This window comes from Streptomyces sp. NPDC050617 (assembly GCF_040654795.1).
Classification (GTDB): domain Bacteria; phylum Actinomycetota; class Actinomycetes; order Streptomycetales; family Streptomycetaceae; genus Streptomyces.
Window position 1 is genome coordinate 18,632 of sequence record NZ_JBFAIS010000034.1, and the last position, 15,691, is coordinate 34,322.

At 73.4% G+C, this 15,691-nt stretch carries 16 protein-coding genes; 10 read left to right on the forward strand and 6 right to left on the reverse strand.

Annotation, left to right across the window (positions count from 1 at the left end; all coding sequences use genetic code 11):
• Positions 1-11 precede the first annotated feature (11 nt).
• Genes AB0I49_RS32850 through AB0I49_RS32870 form a run of 5 tightly spaced genes read left to right on the forward strand, consistent with a single transcriptional unit; the run spans position 12 to position 5,664 of the window.
• Complete coding sequence (locus AB0I49_RS32850) at positions 12-1,853, forward strand: SCO2524 family protein (RefSeq protein WP_363230827.1); 1,842 nt, start codon at positions 12-14, stop codon at positions 1,851-1,853.
• Positions 1,854-1,856: 3 nt separating this feature from the next.
• The gene (locus AB0I49_RS32855) at positions 1,857-2,774 is read left to right on the forward strand and encodes an SCO2523 family variant P-loop protein (protein WP_363230828.1); all 918 of its coding nucleotides are present in this window, start codon (positions 1,857-1,859) and stop codon (positions 2,772-2,774) included.
• A gap of 8 nt (positions 2,775-2,782) precedes the next feature.
• The gene (locus tag AB0I49_RS32860) at positions 2,783-3,730 is read left to right on the forward strand and encodes an SCO2522 family protein (RefSeq protein WP_363230883.1); all 948 of its coding nucleotides are present in this window, start codon (positions 2,783-2,785) and stop codon (positions 3,728-3,730) included.
• The gene (locus AB0I49_RS32865; RefSeq protein ID WP_363230829.1) at positions 3,727-4,701 is read left to right on the forward strand and encodes an SCO2521 family protein; all 975 of its coding nucleotides are present in this window, start codon (positions 3,727-3,729) and stop codon (positions 4,699-4,701) included. The genes AB0I49_RS32860 and AB0I49_RS32865 overlap by 4 nt, the downstream gene beginning before the upstream one ends.
• 33 nt (positions 4,702-4,734) lie before the next feature.
• Entirely contained in the window at positions 4,735-5,664 is a 930-nt protein-coding gene (locus AB0I49_RS32870) for a DUF6879 family protein (protein ID WP_363230830.1), read from the forward strand.
• Here the strand turns inward: AB0I49_RS32870 and AB0I49_RS32875 are convergent.
• The 4 genes from AB0I49_RS32875 to AB0I49_RS32890 form a co-directional block, all read right to left on the reverse strand.
• Positions 5,615-6,265, reverse strand: a complete 651-nt coding sequence (locus tag AB0I49_RS32875; protein WP_363230831.1) for a hypothetical protein — start codon at positions 6,263-6,265, stop codon at positions 5,615-5,617. The genes AB0I49_RS32870 and AB0I49_RS32875 overlap by 50 nt on opposite strands.
• Positions 6,262-7,860 (reverse strand): HAMP domain-containing sensor histidine kinase, encoded by a 1,599-nt coding sequence (locus AB0I49_RS32880; RefSeq protein ID WP_363230832.1) that lies wholly within the window; start codon positions 7,858-7,860, stop codon positions 6,262-6,264. Before AB0I49_RS32880 ends, AB0I49_RS32875 begins: the two co-directional genes overlap by 4 nt.
• Positions 7,860-8,561: a response regulator transcription factor gene (locus AB0I49_RS32885; RefSeq protein ID WP_363230833.1), complete on the reverse strand. Its 702-nt coding sequence runs from the start codon at positions 8,559-8,561 to the stop codon at positions 7,860-7,862. The genes AB0I49_RS32880 and AB0I49_RS32885 overlap by 1 nt, the downstream gene beginning before the upstream one ends.
• Positions 8,562-8,725: 164 nt before the next feature.
• On the reverse strand, positions 8,726-9,529 hold the full coding sequence (locus AB0I49_RS32890) for a PaaX family transcriptional regulator C-terminal domain-containing protein (RefSeq protein WP_363230834.1): 804 nt from the start codon (positions 9,527-9,529) through the stop codon (positions 8,726-8,728).
• Between the two features lie 158 nt (positions 9,530-9,687).
• On the opposite strand from AB0I49_RS32890, the gene AB0I49_RS32895 reads away from it, so the two are divergent.
• On the forward strand, positions 9,688-11,334 hold the full coding sequence (locus tag AB0I49_RS32895) for an acyl-CoA dehydrogenase family protein (protein WP_363230835.1): 1,647 nt from the start codon (positions 9,688-9,690) through the stop codon (positions 11,332-11,334).
• The gene (locus AB0I49_RS32900) at positions 11,331-12,095 is read left to right on the forward strand and encodes a crotonase/enoyl-CoA hydratase family protein (RefSeq protein WP_363230836.1); all 765 of its coding nucleotides are present in this window, start codon (positions 11,331-11,333) and stop codon (positions 12,093-12,095) included. The genes AB0I49_RS32895 and AB0I49_RS32900 overlap by 4 nt, the downstream gene beginning before the upstream one ends.
• A 325-nt stretch (positions 12,096-12,420) precedes the next feature.
• Here the strand turns inward: AB0I49_RS32900 and AB0I49_RS32905 are convergent, their stop codons facing one another.
• Positions 12,421-12,708 (reverse strand): hypothetical protein, encoded by a 288-nt coding sequence (locus tag AB0I49_RS32905; RefSeq protein WP_363230837.1) that lies wholly within the window; start codon positions 12,706-12,708, stop codon positions 12,421-12,423.
• Positions 12,709-12,808: 100 nt separating this feature from the next.
• Between AB0I49_RS32905 and AB0I49_RS32910 the strand changes: the two genes are divergently transcribed.
• Together AB0I49_RS32910 and AB0I49_RS32915 are read left to right on the forward strand one after the other, a co-directional pair.
• On the forward strand, positions 12,809-13,039 hold the full coding sequence (locus AB0I49_RS32910; protein WP_363230838.1) for a hypothetical protein: 231 nt from the start codon (positions 12,809-12,811) through the stop codon (positions 13,037-13,039).
• Between the two features lie 46 nt (positions 13,040-13,085).
• On the forward strand, positions 13,086-13,841 hold the full coding sequence (locus tag AB0I49_RS32915) for a hypothetical protein (protein WP_363230839.1): 756 nt from the start codon (positions 13,086-13,088) through the stop codon (positions 13,839-13,841).
• 33 nt (positions 13,842-13,874) lie between these two features.
• On the opposite strand, the gene AB0I49_RS32920 is transcribed toward AB0I49_RS32915, so the two are convergent.
• A complete protein-coding gene (locus AB0I49_RS32920) occupies positions 13,875-15,194 on the reverse strand; it encodes a cytochrome P450 (protein WP_363230840.1) in 1,320 nt (439 codons plus the stop codon).
• A gap of 52 nt (positions 15,195-15,246) precedes the next feature.
• On the opposite strand from AB0I49_RS32920, the gene AB0I49_RS32925 reads away from it, so the two are divergent.
• Positions 15,247-15,660, forward strand: coding sequence for a PaaI family thioesterase (locus tag AB0I49_RS32925; RefSeq protein ID WP_363230841.1), 414 nt, complete (start codon positions 15,247-15,249; stop codon positions 15,658-15,660).
• Positions 15,661-15,691: the final 31 nt, after the last annotated feature.

Here is a 15,691-nt window from a genome sequence, read left to right on the forward strand (position 1 = left end):
AGGGGTACGGGATGCGCATCCAGCCACGACAGCACCTGCTGGAGATCTGGCAGGCCATCGCCCGGCATTCGTTTCCCGACGGCAGTTGGCAATGGGGCGAGCGGGGCGGTGCGAGCAGCGTCGCCGACGCGGAGCATCTGCTGTGCCTGCTCTATCCGGCGACCGAGATCCCGGCCTTCCGGCTGGACGCGCCGAATGAGACCACGGACGACGCCCTGCGCGCCCTGCGGAAAGCGGGAACCCGCGAGGACATTCCCTGCAAACTGATCACCGCACTCACCGAGTTCATGGACGCGCACACCGCCGGGGATTCGGGCCCCAGCTTCGCCGGCGGATATTATTTCGACTCGCAGGACCCGAATGAGGAATTGACGCCGGAGCAGCGGGCGCTCGGCGTGGTGGATTCCTATTCCATGTCGATCACGCTGGCGCTGGCGACGCTCGGATTCCTCAAGGTCTACGCCCGGGAACCGCGGCGCAAAGACGTGGAGGAAATGGCGCTCGAATTGGAGGCGGCCACCCGGAAGCGGCTGACCGCTGCCATGGTCAGTCTGCTGCGGTGTTTCACCGTCAATCTCTTCGACGCCGAATCCGAGCAGGGCGTCGCGCTGTGCGACCGGGTGAACCAGGAGCACCTTTCCCGGCGTTCCGTGGTACAGCAGCTCCAGCGCGAGCTGAAACCGATCCGGGCCGCGATCCGGGAATACGTCGATCTCGGCATCAATGTCGTGGGAGACCTCGGCAACGAGAATCTGCTGTTCGAGTGCGGCTGGTCGTGGGGCGTGGTGCAGGACGCTCCGCCGATCGACACCACCGCGCCCATCGGCGCCCAGCCCAAGGGCGTCGCGCGGCCGTCGCCCTATCTGTACTTCACGGTGGTCGCGCTCGACGGCATCGCGGACCTGTTCTCCAACCGGACGCTGACGCTGGGCCTGCTCAACACGGAGCAGCAGCGGCTGGCGGAGGCGCTCCGGCTGCGCTGGGAGATCACCCAGCAGTACTGGTCGAAGATCGCCCGGTTCGGCGAGGGCCGCTGGCCCCTGGAGGACGTCCCCTGGCAGACGGGCGGTCAGTACCTGGAGTCGGACTACTTCAGCCTCTCGGTGGCGGCCATCCTGGTCCAGGACCTGTTCCGCCGCCGGGCCACGGACGACGACCTCACCCGGACCGTGGCGGTCATGGAGGAGCTGGCCTCGCGAGCCAAGATCACCCGGCGGATGACGCGCGACGACCCCGCGGTGGAGCTGCATAATCCGGGCATCAGGCTGCCGCTGCTGGGCAGCGAGAGCCTGGGGCCGGCCATGCAGTGGTCGATGTCCGACTTCCCGGCGCAGTTGCTCAAGCGCACGATCCAGCTGTGCAGCCTCTCCCGGAACATCGGCTCGCACGACCGGCTGCTGCGGCTGGCGGAGCAGATCCTGGACCATCTCTGGGAGCGGCGCATTCCCTCGGGCGCGGGCGCGAAGCTGTGGGACAACGTGCACGCCGTGTGCCCGGATTCGCCGCCGACCGCGTCGCCGCTGTCCTGGACCATCACCGAACGCATAGTCGAATGCATGACCGCGGCCACCGGCCTGTACCGTCAACCTCCCATCCGCAGCGCGGAATTGAACAGCATGGCGACGGCTCTGCTCAGCGAGGCCGGCCATCTCTTCGGGAACGAAATGCTGGAAGCCGCCTCCTGCGAGGACACCTCGCGGGAGATCCGGCTCAAAACCGTGGAGCTCCAGTTGCGCAGAGCGCGGCAGATCGTGGACGACCGGCCGGGCACCGCGTGCGCGCTGGCCCTGGACGTACTGGGCCAGCTCGACGAATTGGTCGTCGCCCGGCGCGCCGGGTCGAGAGGGGTGTGAGGCGTGCTCGTCTTCGCCGCCTCCGACAAAGGGGGCACCGGCCGCTCGGTCACCAGCGCCAATCTCGCCTATCGGCGCGCGCTGCGCGGCGACGACGTCTGCTATCTCGATTTCGACTTCGGCTCCCCCACCGCCGCGGCCGTCTTCGACGTCCCCGGCTCGCTGCGCGGCGTCGAGCGCGGCGGGCTGCACTCCTACCTCCAGGGAAAGGTCGCCGAGCCGCACCGGATCGACGTCTGGGCGGACACCGACAACGAGGCGCTGCGACAGCGCCCCACGGGCTCGGGCCAGCTGGTGCTGGTGCCGGGAGACCGCAGCGGCGGCGAGTTCGCTACCAACCGCGACGCCGTGCGCCGCTGCGTCAGCCTCTTCCTGCGGCTGGAGGAGGAGTTCGACGTGATCCTCGTGGATCTGAGCGCGGGCCGCTCGTACGCGGTCGACATGGCGCTCGACGCGACCTCGCAGCCCGAGACGCGGGAGCTGCTGGTGCGCTGGCTGATCTTCCACCGCTGGACCCGGCAGCACATCATCGCCGCGTCCGGGCTGGTCTTCGGCGACCGGGGAGTGGTAGCCGGCGGCGTGGCGCGCGGGCACGACAAGGCGCGGCTGCTGTCCTCCATCCGGTTCGTACGGGCCGCCGTGCCCGACCCGGAGTCCCCGCTGCTGGCGCATGTGCCGGCGCCCCAGTCGGCGTGGCTGCGCAAGTGCGACCAGGACCTCAAGGAGTTCGCCTCGGCCCAGCAGGTGGGCTACAGCCGGGTGCTGAGCACGGTGCCGCTGGAGCCCGTACTCCAGTGGCGGGAGCAGCTGATCACCGATGAGGACGTGCTGGCGAGCAAGGTGGCCAACCGGGCGACCCGCGAGGCGCTGGAGGAGCTGGCGGACAGGCTCTACGACGACGCGGCCTGGGGGGAGCGGTAGTGGATTCCGTGTTCCGCGAGGCGACCGCCGACCCCCGCACCCAGGCGGTGCCGCTCTCCCATGTCTCCATGGAGCTGGGGCATCTGTATATGGAGGACTTCGCGGCGGGCCGTGAGCGGCTGCGCCGTCAGCTCACGCGGGTCAAGCCGTGGGCCGACGCCCTGCACGCGTCGCTCGCGGGCACGGTGCCCAAGGGCCGCCCGCGGGTGAGCAGTTGCTTTCTCGTCGACGACTACTTCAGCCCGTTCTCGACGCCCGCCGAGGTGCTGCCGATGCTGCTCGACGAGGCGCGGCGGGCCGGGCTGACCATCGACTACCTGGCGCGGGAGTCGGCGTGCGCCCGCGCGGGGGGCGTGGAGCCGGCCCGGTCCGTGGAGCCGCGGCTCGTGGAGTCGCCGCCGCCGGGCAGCGACGGCTCGCGGCCGTCCGTACGGCAGGTGGGCTGGCTGGCCAACGGCGAGCGCACCCCGGCGACGGGCTCGCTGGAGGCCATGAGCGGTCTCGCCGCGTGGCAGCCGCCGTCGGAGGTCGGCGCGCGCCGCCACTCGATCTTCGTCGACATCGAGTTATGGGACGGCGACGGCGCGGACCGCACCTGGTCCTGCCCCTTCCTCGCGGCCGTGTGGCAGCTCACGCGGCTGGGGCTGCTCCGGGACCGCGGGGAGCCGGTGCTGCGGCCGAGCCCGTGGAACGGGGAGTTCCCCGAGGAGTGGGCGCAGCTGCCGCCGCTGCTCCAGCTCAACCCGGCCGCCGCGCCGTTCGCCGCCTACCGCACGTACTCCGTGCTGCCCACCCGGTTCCTGCCCGTGGAGCACGCCGTGCACATCGTGCTGGAACGGGTGGTGGTCGAGGAGGCCGTGCTGCGCCAGGTCGCGGAGCGCTCCGCGCGCGAGGGCGTCGAGGTGCCCGCGGAGATCGTGCGGCGGACGTCCTACCACTTCTTCGACGAGCCATGAGCGCCGCGGCGGGGCCGGAGGCCCGGGTCATCGCGTGCGGCGAGGTGCGGACGTGCCTGTTGCAGACCTCCGGGTCCCTCTCGCGGGACGGGTCGGCGCGGCTGCTGCGGCTGCGCCCGGACGAACTGGTGCGCGTCTCGGAGCGCCCGAATCCGTACGCGGTCTCGCCGGACCTGCTCACCGGCGTGGACTGCGCGCTGCCCACCGCGTCGGGCCGCCAGGTGCGCGGCGTCGGCACGGTGGCGGCGCGGGCCGTGCTCACCGGCGGGCGGGTGCTCCAGGCCACGGCGCTGTTCCGGGCCGGAGAGGCGGGCACGGAGCAGCGGATGCCGTGGGGGCACTATCTGGTGCGGCCGGGGGTGGTGGTGCCGGTGGGGCGCCCGTCGGTGCCGGACCTGCGCGACGGCTTCCTGTCCGTCGAGCCGCCGGACCCCGGCACGGTCGATCTCGGCGCCATCGCGGAGCGGCTGCTCACCGATGTGCTGGAGCATCCGCTGCTGGACCGCCGGCCGCCCTTCAAGTCCCGGCGCACCCGGCTGCGATGGGCCGCGGTGTGCTGCACCGAGGGGGACGGCGGCGCGGTCGTCGAGCGGTTCACCGTGGCCGACGACCGGCTGCGGACGCTCTCGCTGCGGCTGCCCGGCCCCGACCCGGCGGCGGCCGCGGCGTTCTGCGAGGACCTCGCCCTGCACGACTGGCTGCTGACGACCCTGGTCACCATGGTCGAGCGCAGCCGCCTGGGGTCGGCCGAGGGTGCGGGGGCCGTGCTGGCCCTGCGCCCCGCGGTCGATCATCTGCTGCACTTGTGGATGCCGAAAGCACGCGTGAACCGACTTCTGGCGCCGCTGTGGGACGCCCTGGAACGGGAGCCCGGCTTCACCCGGCAGTGGCACACCTTGGTCCAGCGCATCCGGGACCAACTGACGCTGCAAGCAATCCCGTTGCTGTGCGACGCCCTGGCCTCCCGCTGACGGGAGCCACGGCACGATCCCCGGGGGGACGACATGGAACGCGATCACGCGATACCACCGTTTCTGTGGAAGGCCGCGATCACGCTCGCCGTCGGCGGCGCGGCCTACCTCATCACCAACGCCACCGGGCAGCCGGAGATCTGGCGGCTGACCATCTCCATCTTCATCGGCGGATCGACCCTGATCATCCAGTACATGGCCGACTTCGACCGCCGGCTGAACGGCGTGGAGTCCTCGCTGGAACGGCACGCGAAGGACATGAAGTCCCTCGTCGACCGGCGGTACTCCAAGATCAGCGAGGCCACCAAGCTGTTCAGCCTGGTGGAGAACTCGCCCCTGCACACCGAATCGGTCGTCCAGCTGGTCAGCAGCGCCGCGAAGATCAAGGCGGAGGGCCCGGACATCGTCGCCACGATCGCCCAGTCGGAGATCACCCGGGTGGGCATGCTGATGGAGGGCCTCGACGCCGGCGAGGCGGTGTACGACGGGGAGGACCACGACTGGCTGCTCGCCCTCACGCAGAGCACCGCCGGCTCCATCGACGCCACGAGCACCTCGGTGGACGTGAACTTCTGGACCACCGAGCTGGGCCGGCGGTATCTGGCGGCGCAGCGGGAGGCCATCAAGCGCGGCGTGCGGGTGCGCCGGCTGTTCATCGTCGACCACCCGGACCTGGTGGACGACGATGCCGTCCGGGAGCTGCGCGTGAGCCACGCGGATCTGGGCGTGGAGGTGCGGGTGCTGCTGATGTCCACGCTGTCGCAGACGCTCAAGCTCGACACGATGTTCGACTTCATCATCTTCGACGACGCGGTCAGCTACGAGGTCAGCGCCGAGCAGGCGCTGGAACCCGTGATCGCCAACACCCGGCTGGTGTTGCGGGACACCCGGGTCGCCCGGCGCGTACAGCGCTTCAACGACCTTTGGGAGGCGGGGTCGGTGACAGGCCATCAACTCGATTGAGGTTCTCGTCGACGTGCCGTCGGCCCGCCGGCACGTCATTCACCCCGTCGGCGCCGGGCAGCGAACTCTCCGAGGGCGTGGGCCCGTTCGAGGGAGGAAGGATGCTGTACATGTCGCACATGAGATCCTCGACGGCCCCGCCGCCGCCGCTGAGGTCGACCTTGACCTCCCAGGACGGCTTGCCGCCCGGCACGTCGTTCCCGGCCGCGGTGCACACCAGCTGGTTGCGGGCGAAGACACCGAGATCGCTCACTTTCATGGGCACTTGCACGCTGACCCGGCCCTTACCGGTGGTGACGTGGACGTCGGCCAACTTCGGCACCGCGGTCCGCATGCCGCGCCGCCGCTCGGCGCCGTTGGGGCCGCCGATCAGCAGGTGCACCGCCTCCTCCGCGCTCACATCGTCGGAGGCGGGCCGGCGGACCGGCCGCATGCCCATGGGCGAGAGGAAGTAGAGCACCGCCTCACGCGCCGAGGCTCCGGGCCGCTTCGCGCCGGTGGCGGGCTGTCCCACGTCGATGACCCCGGTCGGCTCGACGCCGCACCCCGGGACCAGGACGAGCAGCAGCGCCGCGGCCGCCCCGGACCACAGTCTTCTCACGCCGGCTTCCCTCCCCGCCTCAGCGGCAGTTCCACGGTGAACACCGCTCCTCCTTCGGGCCTGTTGGCGGCCCGTACCGTGCCGTCGTGCAGCCGCACGTTCTCCATGGCGATGGCGAGACCGAGCCCGCTGCCCTCCGAGCGGGCCCGCGCGGCGTCCGCCTTGTAGAAGCGGTCGAAGACGTGCGGGAGGACTTCGGGGTCTATGCCGCTGCCGCCGTCGGAGATCTCGATCAGCAGCCGGTCGCCGTCCTCGCGGGGCTCGGTGCGCGCCGTGATCCGCACGGGCGGACCGCCGTGCCGCAGCGCGTTCCCGACCAGGTTGGCGACCACGACGTCGATCCGGCGCGGGTCGATCCTGGCCCGTACGCCCTCGGGCAGATCGGCCGTCACCCGGCCCTCCCAGGCACGCGCCTGGAGCGTCTTGCACACCGCCTCGCGGATGTCCACCTCGTCGAGGTGGAGCGCCGCGGCGCCCGCGTCGAACCGGGACACCTCCATCAAGTCCTCGACCATGCGGGCGAGTTTGCCGGTCTCCTCGGTGATGAGACGCACCGCGTGGCCCGTGTCGGGGTCGAGGTCGCCGGCGTCCTCGTCGAGGACGTCCGTGACGGCGGTCATCGCGGCCAGCGGGGTGCGCAGCTCGTGCGAGACGTCGGCGGCGAAGCGGCGGGCGTTGGCCTCCATCCGGCGCAGCTCGGCGACGTTCTCCTCCAGGGCGGCGGCCATGCCGTTGAACGTCCGTGAGAGGTCGGCGAGTTCGTCCCCGCCGGTCACCTTGAGCCGGGTGTCCAGCTCCCCCTCGGTGATCTTCTGGGTGGCGCGCCGCAGCTCCCGTACGGGTCGCAGCACCCCTTGTGCGGCGAGCAGCGCCGGGATGATGGCGATCGCGAAGGCGGGCAGCGCGCCGCGCTGGGCGGCCTCGACGAGCGCCCCCACGTTGGCTTCCTCGCCGCGCAGCGGCATCCGCGCGTAGACCTCCAGGCCGGACAGTTCCGAAGCGTTGTCGCCGAAGGTGACGGGCAGGCCGATGACGAGCCACGGCTCGCCCCCGTCCTCGACGCGCTGGAAGGCGGACACGCCCTTGCGCACCTTCTCCGCGAGCTTGGGGGGAATCGTGCCGCCCGGGATGTCGTCCACCGCCACGCCCTCGTTCTTGTAGCGGGCGTAGGTGCTCCAGCGCTGGGGCTCCCCAGCCTGGTCGAGGTCGTGGGTGAAGGTGGCCAGCGCCGCCTGGTCGGGCGGGAAGGGGACATCCGGGAGCTGCGAATCGACCCGGGAGCGCAGGGTCTGTACTGCGGTGTCCTGGGTGCGCTTGAGGATCGCGTTACGGGCCTCGCGGAAGGTGAGGGCCGCGGTGGTGAGCGCGCTGAGGGCCGCTACGAGCAGGAAGGCGACCACGAGACGGGCGCGCAGGCCGCGGGCCAGGGAGCGCGGCTTGAACCGGCGCCGGGCGGGCGGGCCGTCCTCGGCGCTCCCGTGCCCGGCGGGCGTACGATCCGAGGCCCCCTCCTCACGGCCGGAGGCCCCCTCCTTACGGTCCGAGGCCCCTTCCTCACCGTCGGGGGCCTTCCGGCCGTCGGGCTCCGAGGACATCACACCGGCCCGAAGCGGTAGCCGAAACCCCGTACGGTCTGGATGTACCGGGGCGAGCGCGAGGAGTCCTCGACCTTGGTCCGCAGCCGCATCACGCAGGCGTCCACCAGCCGGGCGTCGCCGTAGTAGCTGTGCTCCCAGACGTGTTCCAGGAGCTGCTGGCGGCTGAAGACCCGGCCCGGCGCCGCCGACAGGTACAGCAGCAGCTTCAGCTCCGAGGGGGCGAGCGACAGGTCCTTCCCGTGCTTGGCGACCAGCAGTCCGCCGCGGTCGATGGTGAGGTCGCCATGGGTCTCGGCGGCCGGGGGCGCGGCGACGGGGCCCTCGGCGGCGTCGCCGGGCGCGGCGCGGCGCAGCACGGCGCGGATGCGCGCTTCGAGCACCTCGCCGCGGGCGGGCTTGACGATGTAGTCGTCGGCGCCGGCCTCCAGGCCGAGCACGACGTCTATGTCGTCGCCGCGCGCGGTGAGCATGATGATCGGGAGCTGCTGGGTGGCGCGGATGCGGCGGCAGACCTCGAAGCCGCTGCGGTCGGGGAGCATGAGGTCGAGGAGGATGAGGTCGGGCCGGAAGGTCTCCAGCGCGGCGAGCCCGGCGTCGCCGGTCGACGCGGCCTCGACTTCGTGGCCGCGGCGGCGGAGGGTGAGGGTGACCCCTTCCCGTACGGCGCGGTCGTCCTCGATCAGCAGCACGCGTGACATGCGATCAGTATCGATCCGATCGGGCCGTGCTCCCGCACCGGTACCCGCCGATCAGCGGAATTGTCATCGACCGCTCACATTCCCCGGCGTTTGACGGCGGTACGGACCCGCTGACGTGGCGGTACGGGCCCGCCGACAACGCGATGCGGGGGCTCGGGCGGGGGCTACGCGCCCACATGGCGGGCCAGAATCCGGCGGAACTCGTCCTCGAAGGCGTCGTACCCGGCGCGCAGCGCGTCGCCCGGCCAGCGCGGCGGCAGGAGTTCGGCGGGCAGCACGGGGTCGGCGAGGAGGTGGCGCAGGATGGCGGCGGAGACGGTGAACCGCTCCGCGAGCGCGTGCGCGCCGGTCAGCGCCCGCTGGAGGGCCCGGGCCCGCCGCTCCCAGCCGTCGAGGTCCCACAGGGCGGCGGCCAGCTCCGCCGGGCGGCCGGATTCGGGGGCGCCGGTCAGCAGGGTGCACTGGGCGAGGACGACGGGCGGCCGGTCCCGTACGAGGTTGGCGGGGCGCAGCCACGTGCCTTCGCGGAGTTCGGCGAGGCGCAGGGCGGTCATGGCCTGGCGGAGCGCGGTGCGCTCGGCGGCGGGGCGGCGCTCGGCGGTGACGACGGCGATCTCCCAGCCGCCGTCCCAGCGGCGGGTGCGGGGGGCGCGGCTGTCGTCCTGGCGGGCCTGGCGGGCGAGCAGCCGGTCGGTGAGCCGGTACGCGCCGTCGTGCTGGGCGAGGTCTCCGGCGGCGACCATGCGGGTCAGCGCGGTGCGGACGGTGCCCTCGGCGATGCCGAAGAGGTCGCCGACGCGCACCAGGGCACGGGCCGGGAGGGTCGGCGGGTGGTGGCCCAGCAGGGTGGAGAGCACGATCGAGCGGGCGGTGAGCGGCCGGAGGGCGAGGGGTCCGGCGACGCCGGGGTCGGCGGTGCTGAGGTCGGCGGTACGCGGCTCCGCGCCGCCCGGTTCGGTGTCGTCCATGGCTGGCCACACCCTATCCATTACAGTTCCCCATCACGCATCATGCAACTGTAATACCGGCACGACGCCCGGACCGGGACCGCCCCGGACCAGGACCGACCCGGACCCGTCTACCGCACAGGCCCGTACCGCCCCAGCCGCACCGCCCGGAGGTCGCCGTGAGCGCCACCCACGAAGTTCTCAACCAGGCCCCGCCCCTGACCGGCTCCAGCACGGCCGACGACGCGGCGCTCCTCGAAGCCCTGCGGCGGGACGGCGGGGCGTGGGGCGAGGCGGAGGTCCGCGCGCTCGGGGCGCGCGCCGGGTCGCCCGAGGTGCAGGACTGGGCCCGGATGGCGGAAGCCTCGCCGCCCGTGCTGCACACCCACGACCGCTACGGGCACCGCGTCGACGAGGTCGAGTTCCACCCGGCCTGGCACCGGCTGATGGCCGCCGCCGTGGAGAGCGGCCAGCACGCCGCCGCCTGGGCGGAGTCCCGGCCCGGCGCGCATCTGGTGCGGGCCGCGAAGTTCTACGCCTGGGCCCAGGCCGAGCCCGGCCACGGCTGCCCGATCTCCATGACGTACGCGGCCGTGCCCGCGCTGCGCGCGCAGCCGGAGCTCGCCGCCGCGTACGAACCGCTCCTCTCCGCCACCGTGTACGACGCCGCGCCGCGCCCGCCGCTGACCAAGCGGGGGCTGATCGCGGGCATGTCGATGACGGAGAAGCAGGGCGGCTCGGACGTACGGGCCAACACCACGGCGGCCGTGCCGGCGGGCGACGGCTCGTATCTGCTCACCGGGCACAAGTGGTTCACGTCCGCGCCGATGAGCGATGTGTTCCTGGTGCTGGCGCAGGCGCCGGAGGGGCTGACGTGTTTCCTGCTGCCGCGGCTGCTGCCGGACGGCACGCGCAACGCGATGCGGCTGATGCGGCTCAAGGACAAGCTCGGCAACCGGTCGAACGCGTCCGCCGAGATCGAGTACGAGCAGGCCGTGGCGTGGCCGGTCGGCGAGCCGGGCCGGGGGGTGCGCACGATCGTCGAGATGGTCAACATGACGCGCCTGGACTGCGTGCTGGGGTCGGCGGCGGGGATGCGCGCCGGGCTGCGGCAGGCGCTGCACCACGCGGCGCACCGGCGCGCGTTCGGCGCGGAGCTGATCGACCAGCCGCTGATGCGCGCCGTCCTCGCGGACCTGGCGGTGGAGTCGGAGGCCGCGACGGTGCTGGGGATGCGGCTGGCGGCGGCGCTGGACCGGTCCGAGGCGGGCGACGCGGCGGAGTCGGCGCTGCGGCGGCTCGCGCTGGCGGCGGGCAAGTACTGGGTGTGCAAGCGGGGCAGCGCGCACGCGGCCGAGGCGCTGGAGTGCCTGGGCGGCAACGGCTATGTCGAGGAGTCGGGGATGCCGCGGCTGTACCGGGAGGCGCCGCTGCTCTCCATCTGGGAGGGGTCCGGCAATGTCGCGGCCCTCGACGTGCTGCGGGCGCTCGCCAAGGAGCCGGCGGCGCTGGACGCCTTCTTCGCCGAGGTCGACGCGGCGGCGGGCGCGGACGCCCGGCTCGACGCGGCGGTGGCGCGGGTGCGCAAGCTGCTCGGGGAGCTGTCCGATCCGGGGCGGGCCCAGCTGCTGGCGCGCCGGCTGGCGGAGCAGCTCACCCTCGTGCTCCAGGGCAGCCTGCTGGTGCGGCACAGCCCGCCGGCCGTCGCGGACGCCTTCTGCGCCTCGCGGCTCGGCGGCGACTGGGGGCACGCGTTCGGGACGCTGCCGACGGGCGTGGACCTCGGTCCGGTGCTGGAGCGGGCGGTCGCGGAGGGGGCGCGGTGAGCGTCCGCGTCGAGCGGGCGGGAAACGTCACCACGGTCGTCCTCGCCCGGCCCGAGGTCCGCAACGCCGTGGACGGGCCGACCGCCGCCGCGCTCGCCGACGCCTTCCGCGCGTTCGAGGCGGACGAGAGGGCGCGGGCGGCCGTGCTGTGGGGCGAGGGCGGTACGTTCTGCGCGGGCGCCGACCTCAAGGCGATGGGCTCCGAGCGCGCCAACCGCGTCGCGGCGGACGGCGACGGGCCGATGGGGCCCACCCGGATGCGGCTGACGAAGCCGGTGGTCGCGGCGGTCAGCGGCCACGCGGTGGCGGGCGGGCTGGAGTTGGCGCTCTGGTGCGATCTGCGGGTGGCCGAGGAGGACGCGGTCTTCGGCGTGTTCTGCCGCCGCTGGGGCGTGCCGCTGATCGACGGCGGCACGGTGCGGCTGCCCCGTCTGATCGGCGCGAGCCGGGCGATGGACCTGGTGCTGACGGGCCGCCCGGTGCCGGCCGCCGAGGCGTACGAGATGGGGCTCGCCAACCGGCTCGTGTCGCCGGGGCGCGCCCGCGCCGAGGCCGAGCGGCTCGCGGCCGAGATCGGCCGCTTCCCGCAGACGTGCCTGCGCGGCGACCGCGCATCCCTGCTGGAACAGGAGGGGGCGCCGCTCGACGCGGCCATGGCGGTGGAATTCGATTACGGAGTACGGGCGTTGGGCGAGGCCGCCGAGGGGGCCGCCCGGTTCGCCGCGGGCGCGGGGCGGCACGGGGACTTCACGGACCTTTGAGACGCGGGGCGATCCAAACCCGGAACGGCCGCAACGGCCCGTCTTTCAGCCCATCGGAGGAATCCGGCTGCTCCGGAGACTGATCAACAGCCGTGCCGCGCACCATCCTTGATGTGAGTGCATGGCTTCGAGCAGGACGTTCGGGCATCGTGGCGGCGGTGGCGGTGCTGGCCACGGCGGGGATGGGCACGGGGGCGGGCGAGGGCGCGCCGGCCGGCCCGGCCGCCGTGGTGCGCGGCCCTGCGGACGACGGGGCGCGCAGCCACGTCGCGGGCGGGGCCCGGGGCATGCCTCCCCCCGGCCCGCGCGAGCAGCCGGCGCGCGGTCACCACGGCTTCCCGCCCCGGCCGCGCCTCTCGCACGGCGGGCCCTCGGTCTCCGTGTCGGGGAACGGCTCCTCGGTCTCCGTGTCAGGGGGCGGGTCCTCCGTCTCCGTATCGGGGGGCGGTTCCTCCGTCTCCGCTTCCAGCGACGGCTCGTCCGCGTCGGCGACCGTGCGGGGGCCCGGCGGCTGCGTCCGGGCGCAGGCGGGGGCCGGGGGGTCCTGGGCGGTGGTCGGCCGCTCGTGCCGCGCCGCCGCGCCGAGACCGCCGAAGCGGCCCGTGCCGCCCAAGCCTCGGCCACCCGAGCCCCGGCCGCCCGGACCGGCGCCCGCGCACCCCGCACCGCCGAGACACCCGGACCCCACGCCCGTACCGACGGAACCGGCGCCTGTGCCGCCGTCGACGTCGCCCGCTCCCCCGCCGTCGCCGACGGCGCGGCCGCCCGCCGGCTCCGCCGAGCCGACGCCCGCCCGTCTCGCGCAGCGCGCCTATCACCGGTCCGTGCACAAGCGGACGGCGGGCGGTCAGTCGATGGTCACGTTCGCCCTGCTGATCATGGGTCCGGCCGTGCTCGCCGCCGCGATGCTGCGGCCGCGCTCGGGCGGCGGCCGCGACCGCTGACGCGTCGCGCGCCGCCCGGATTCCCGTTCGTCCTTCGGAGGTTCCCTTGTCGGAGTGGCTGGTCCTGACCCTGGCGATGGCCGCCGCGTGCGCCGTGGTCCTGACGATCACGGTGCTCAGGCAGCGCAGAGTCGGCGACGACGACGATCCGAGCGAGACGCCCGACGTCATCGAGTACATGACCATGATGGTCGGCGTGGTCTATGCCATCGTGCTCGGCCTGGCCATCGCCGGCGTGTGGGAGGCGCGGACCGCGGCGCAGGACGGGGTGCGCGTCGAGGCGCAGGCGCTGCACGAGGTGAGCGAGCGGGTCCAGGCGTACGCGCCGACGGCCCGTGACACCACGCGCAAGGACGTGCACGCGTACGTCAGTCATGTGGTGCACAAGGAGTGGCCGGAGATGCTGGACTCGGGCCGGCTGTCCGACCGCGGCGCCGAGCTGCTGGCGAAGGTGCGTGAGGACGTGACCTCGTACGTACCGCGCGACGACCACGAGAACCAGTCGTACCAGCCGCTGCTGGACCAGGTCGGCGCGGTGGACGACGCGCGGGGCGAGCGGGCGCACAACGCCGGGGACACGATGCCCGGCGTGGTGTGGTTCGGGCTGATCGTCGGGGCGGTGGTGGCCGTGGGGCTGATCTTCACCTTGCAGATCCGGCGTTCTGGGCGGGAGTTGCTGCTGGCCGGGATCTACAGCGCGCTCATCGCCTTCCTGCTCTTTCTGATCTGGGACTTCGACTCGCCGTTCGGCCACGCGGTGGGCGATGCGACGGGCCCGTTCAGGGTCATGTTCGCCGTCTGACGGGCCGCCGTCTGGTCGGCCCTGCCGCGCTGTTCAGCCGGTGGCTCGCCATCTGACGGGCAGGTGCTTGAGCCCGTTCTGGAAGTTGGAGGTCAGCCGGACGGGCTCCCCCGCCCGTTCGAGTCCGGGCAGCCGCTCCAGGGTGGCGCGCAGCATGGCCCGCAGCTGTACGCGCGCGAGGTGCGCGCCCAGGCACAGGTGCGGGCCGTGGCCGAAGCTGACGTGGGGGCCGGGGGCGCGGGTGATGTCGAAGCGGTCGGGGTCGGGGAAGACGGTCTCGTCCCGGTTGGCGGAGGCGTGGTAGACGACGACCTTCTCGCCGCGCCGGATGCGCACGCCGCCCAGCTCGACGTCGCGGGCGGCGGTGCGCCGGAAGTCCATCACGGGCGGCCAGTAGCGCAGCAGTTCCTCGATGGCGGAGTCGGTGAGCGCGGGCTCCCGCACGAACCGCGCGCACTGCTCCGGGTGGTCGAGGAGGGTCAGCAGCGCGCCCGGGATGCCGTTGCGGAGCGTTTCGTTCCCGGCCACCGCGAAGAGGAAGAACATGTTCTCGAACTCCTCGCGGTCCAGCCCGCCCTCCCGCATGTGCGCCATCACGCTGCCGGGCCGGGGCGCCTCGGCCAGCGCGTGCGCGTACGCGAACATGTCGGCGAGCGCCGCGCGCGAGCGGGGGTTGACCGCGGTCCCGTCCGGCCGGGCCCGGAGCGCCGGGCGTACGGCGACGGCCGCGCGCCCCATCCCGCTGAGCTCCTCCGCCACGCCGCCCCCGCCCTGGGATGGGTACGCGGCGTACGTCGCGGATGCCGCGTACTCGTCGTCCTGGTAGCCGATCACCCGGCTGGACCAGTCGAACAGCAGCCGCCGGTCGCGCTCCGGCACCCCCAGGACATGGGCGAGCGTCCACACCGGCAGATCGGCGGCCAGCTCCACATAGTCGGCCTCGCCGCGCGCCGCGACGCCGTCGATCAGCGCGTGCGCCCGCGCCTCGATAACCCCCTCCAGCTCGCGCACGGCGCGCGGGGTGAAGGACGCCGCGACGATCCGCCGCAGCCGCGCGTGTCCGGGCGGGTCCTGATTGAGCATCATGGACCGGACGAACGCCAGGTCGGCGGGGGTGTCGGGGTCGCGGATCTGGGTGGCGCCGAGGTGCGAGGAGTAGTCCTCGGGGGTGCGCAGCACATGCCGGACGTCGGCGTGCCGGAAGACGGCCCAGAACCCGGGGCCGGCCGGCCAGGGGCCGCTGGCGGGCTCCTCGACGCGGCACACCGGGGCCGTGGCCCGCAGCTCGCGGAAGAGGTCGTAGGGCACGCCGCGGGCGTACGTCTCGGGCGCGAACACGTCGTCGGCACTCACGCCGCGACCGTACGGCGTTCCTCGGTGGCCGCGTCAAGGCCACAATGGCGCGATGACGCTGACGAACGAAGCCGCCGACAAGATCCTCGCCGACCATTTCGCCCCGTGGGTGCGGGAGCTGGGGCTGACCGTGACGGAGACGGGCGAGCGCCACGCGGTGCTGCGGCTGCCGTGGTCCGACGCGCTGGCGCGGGAGGGCGGCGCGCTGTCCGGGCAGGCGCTGATGGCCGCCGCCGACACGGCCGCCGTGATCGCGGTGTCGGCCGCCCGCGGCGGGTTCGGGCCGATGACCACCGTCCAGCAGTCGATCACCTTCCAGCGCCCCGTCACCGGCACGGATGTGCTGGTCAGGGCGTGTGTCACCAAGCTCGGGCGGCGGCTGGCGTTCGCCGATATTACGCTGACGACGAAGGGCCGGGACGAGCCGGCCGCGCACGCCTCGAGCGTCTGCGCGATCGCCGGCTGAGCCGTCCGCCGCCCCGTCCGCGGCCGGGGCG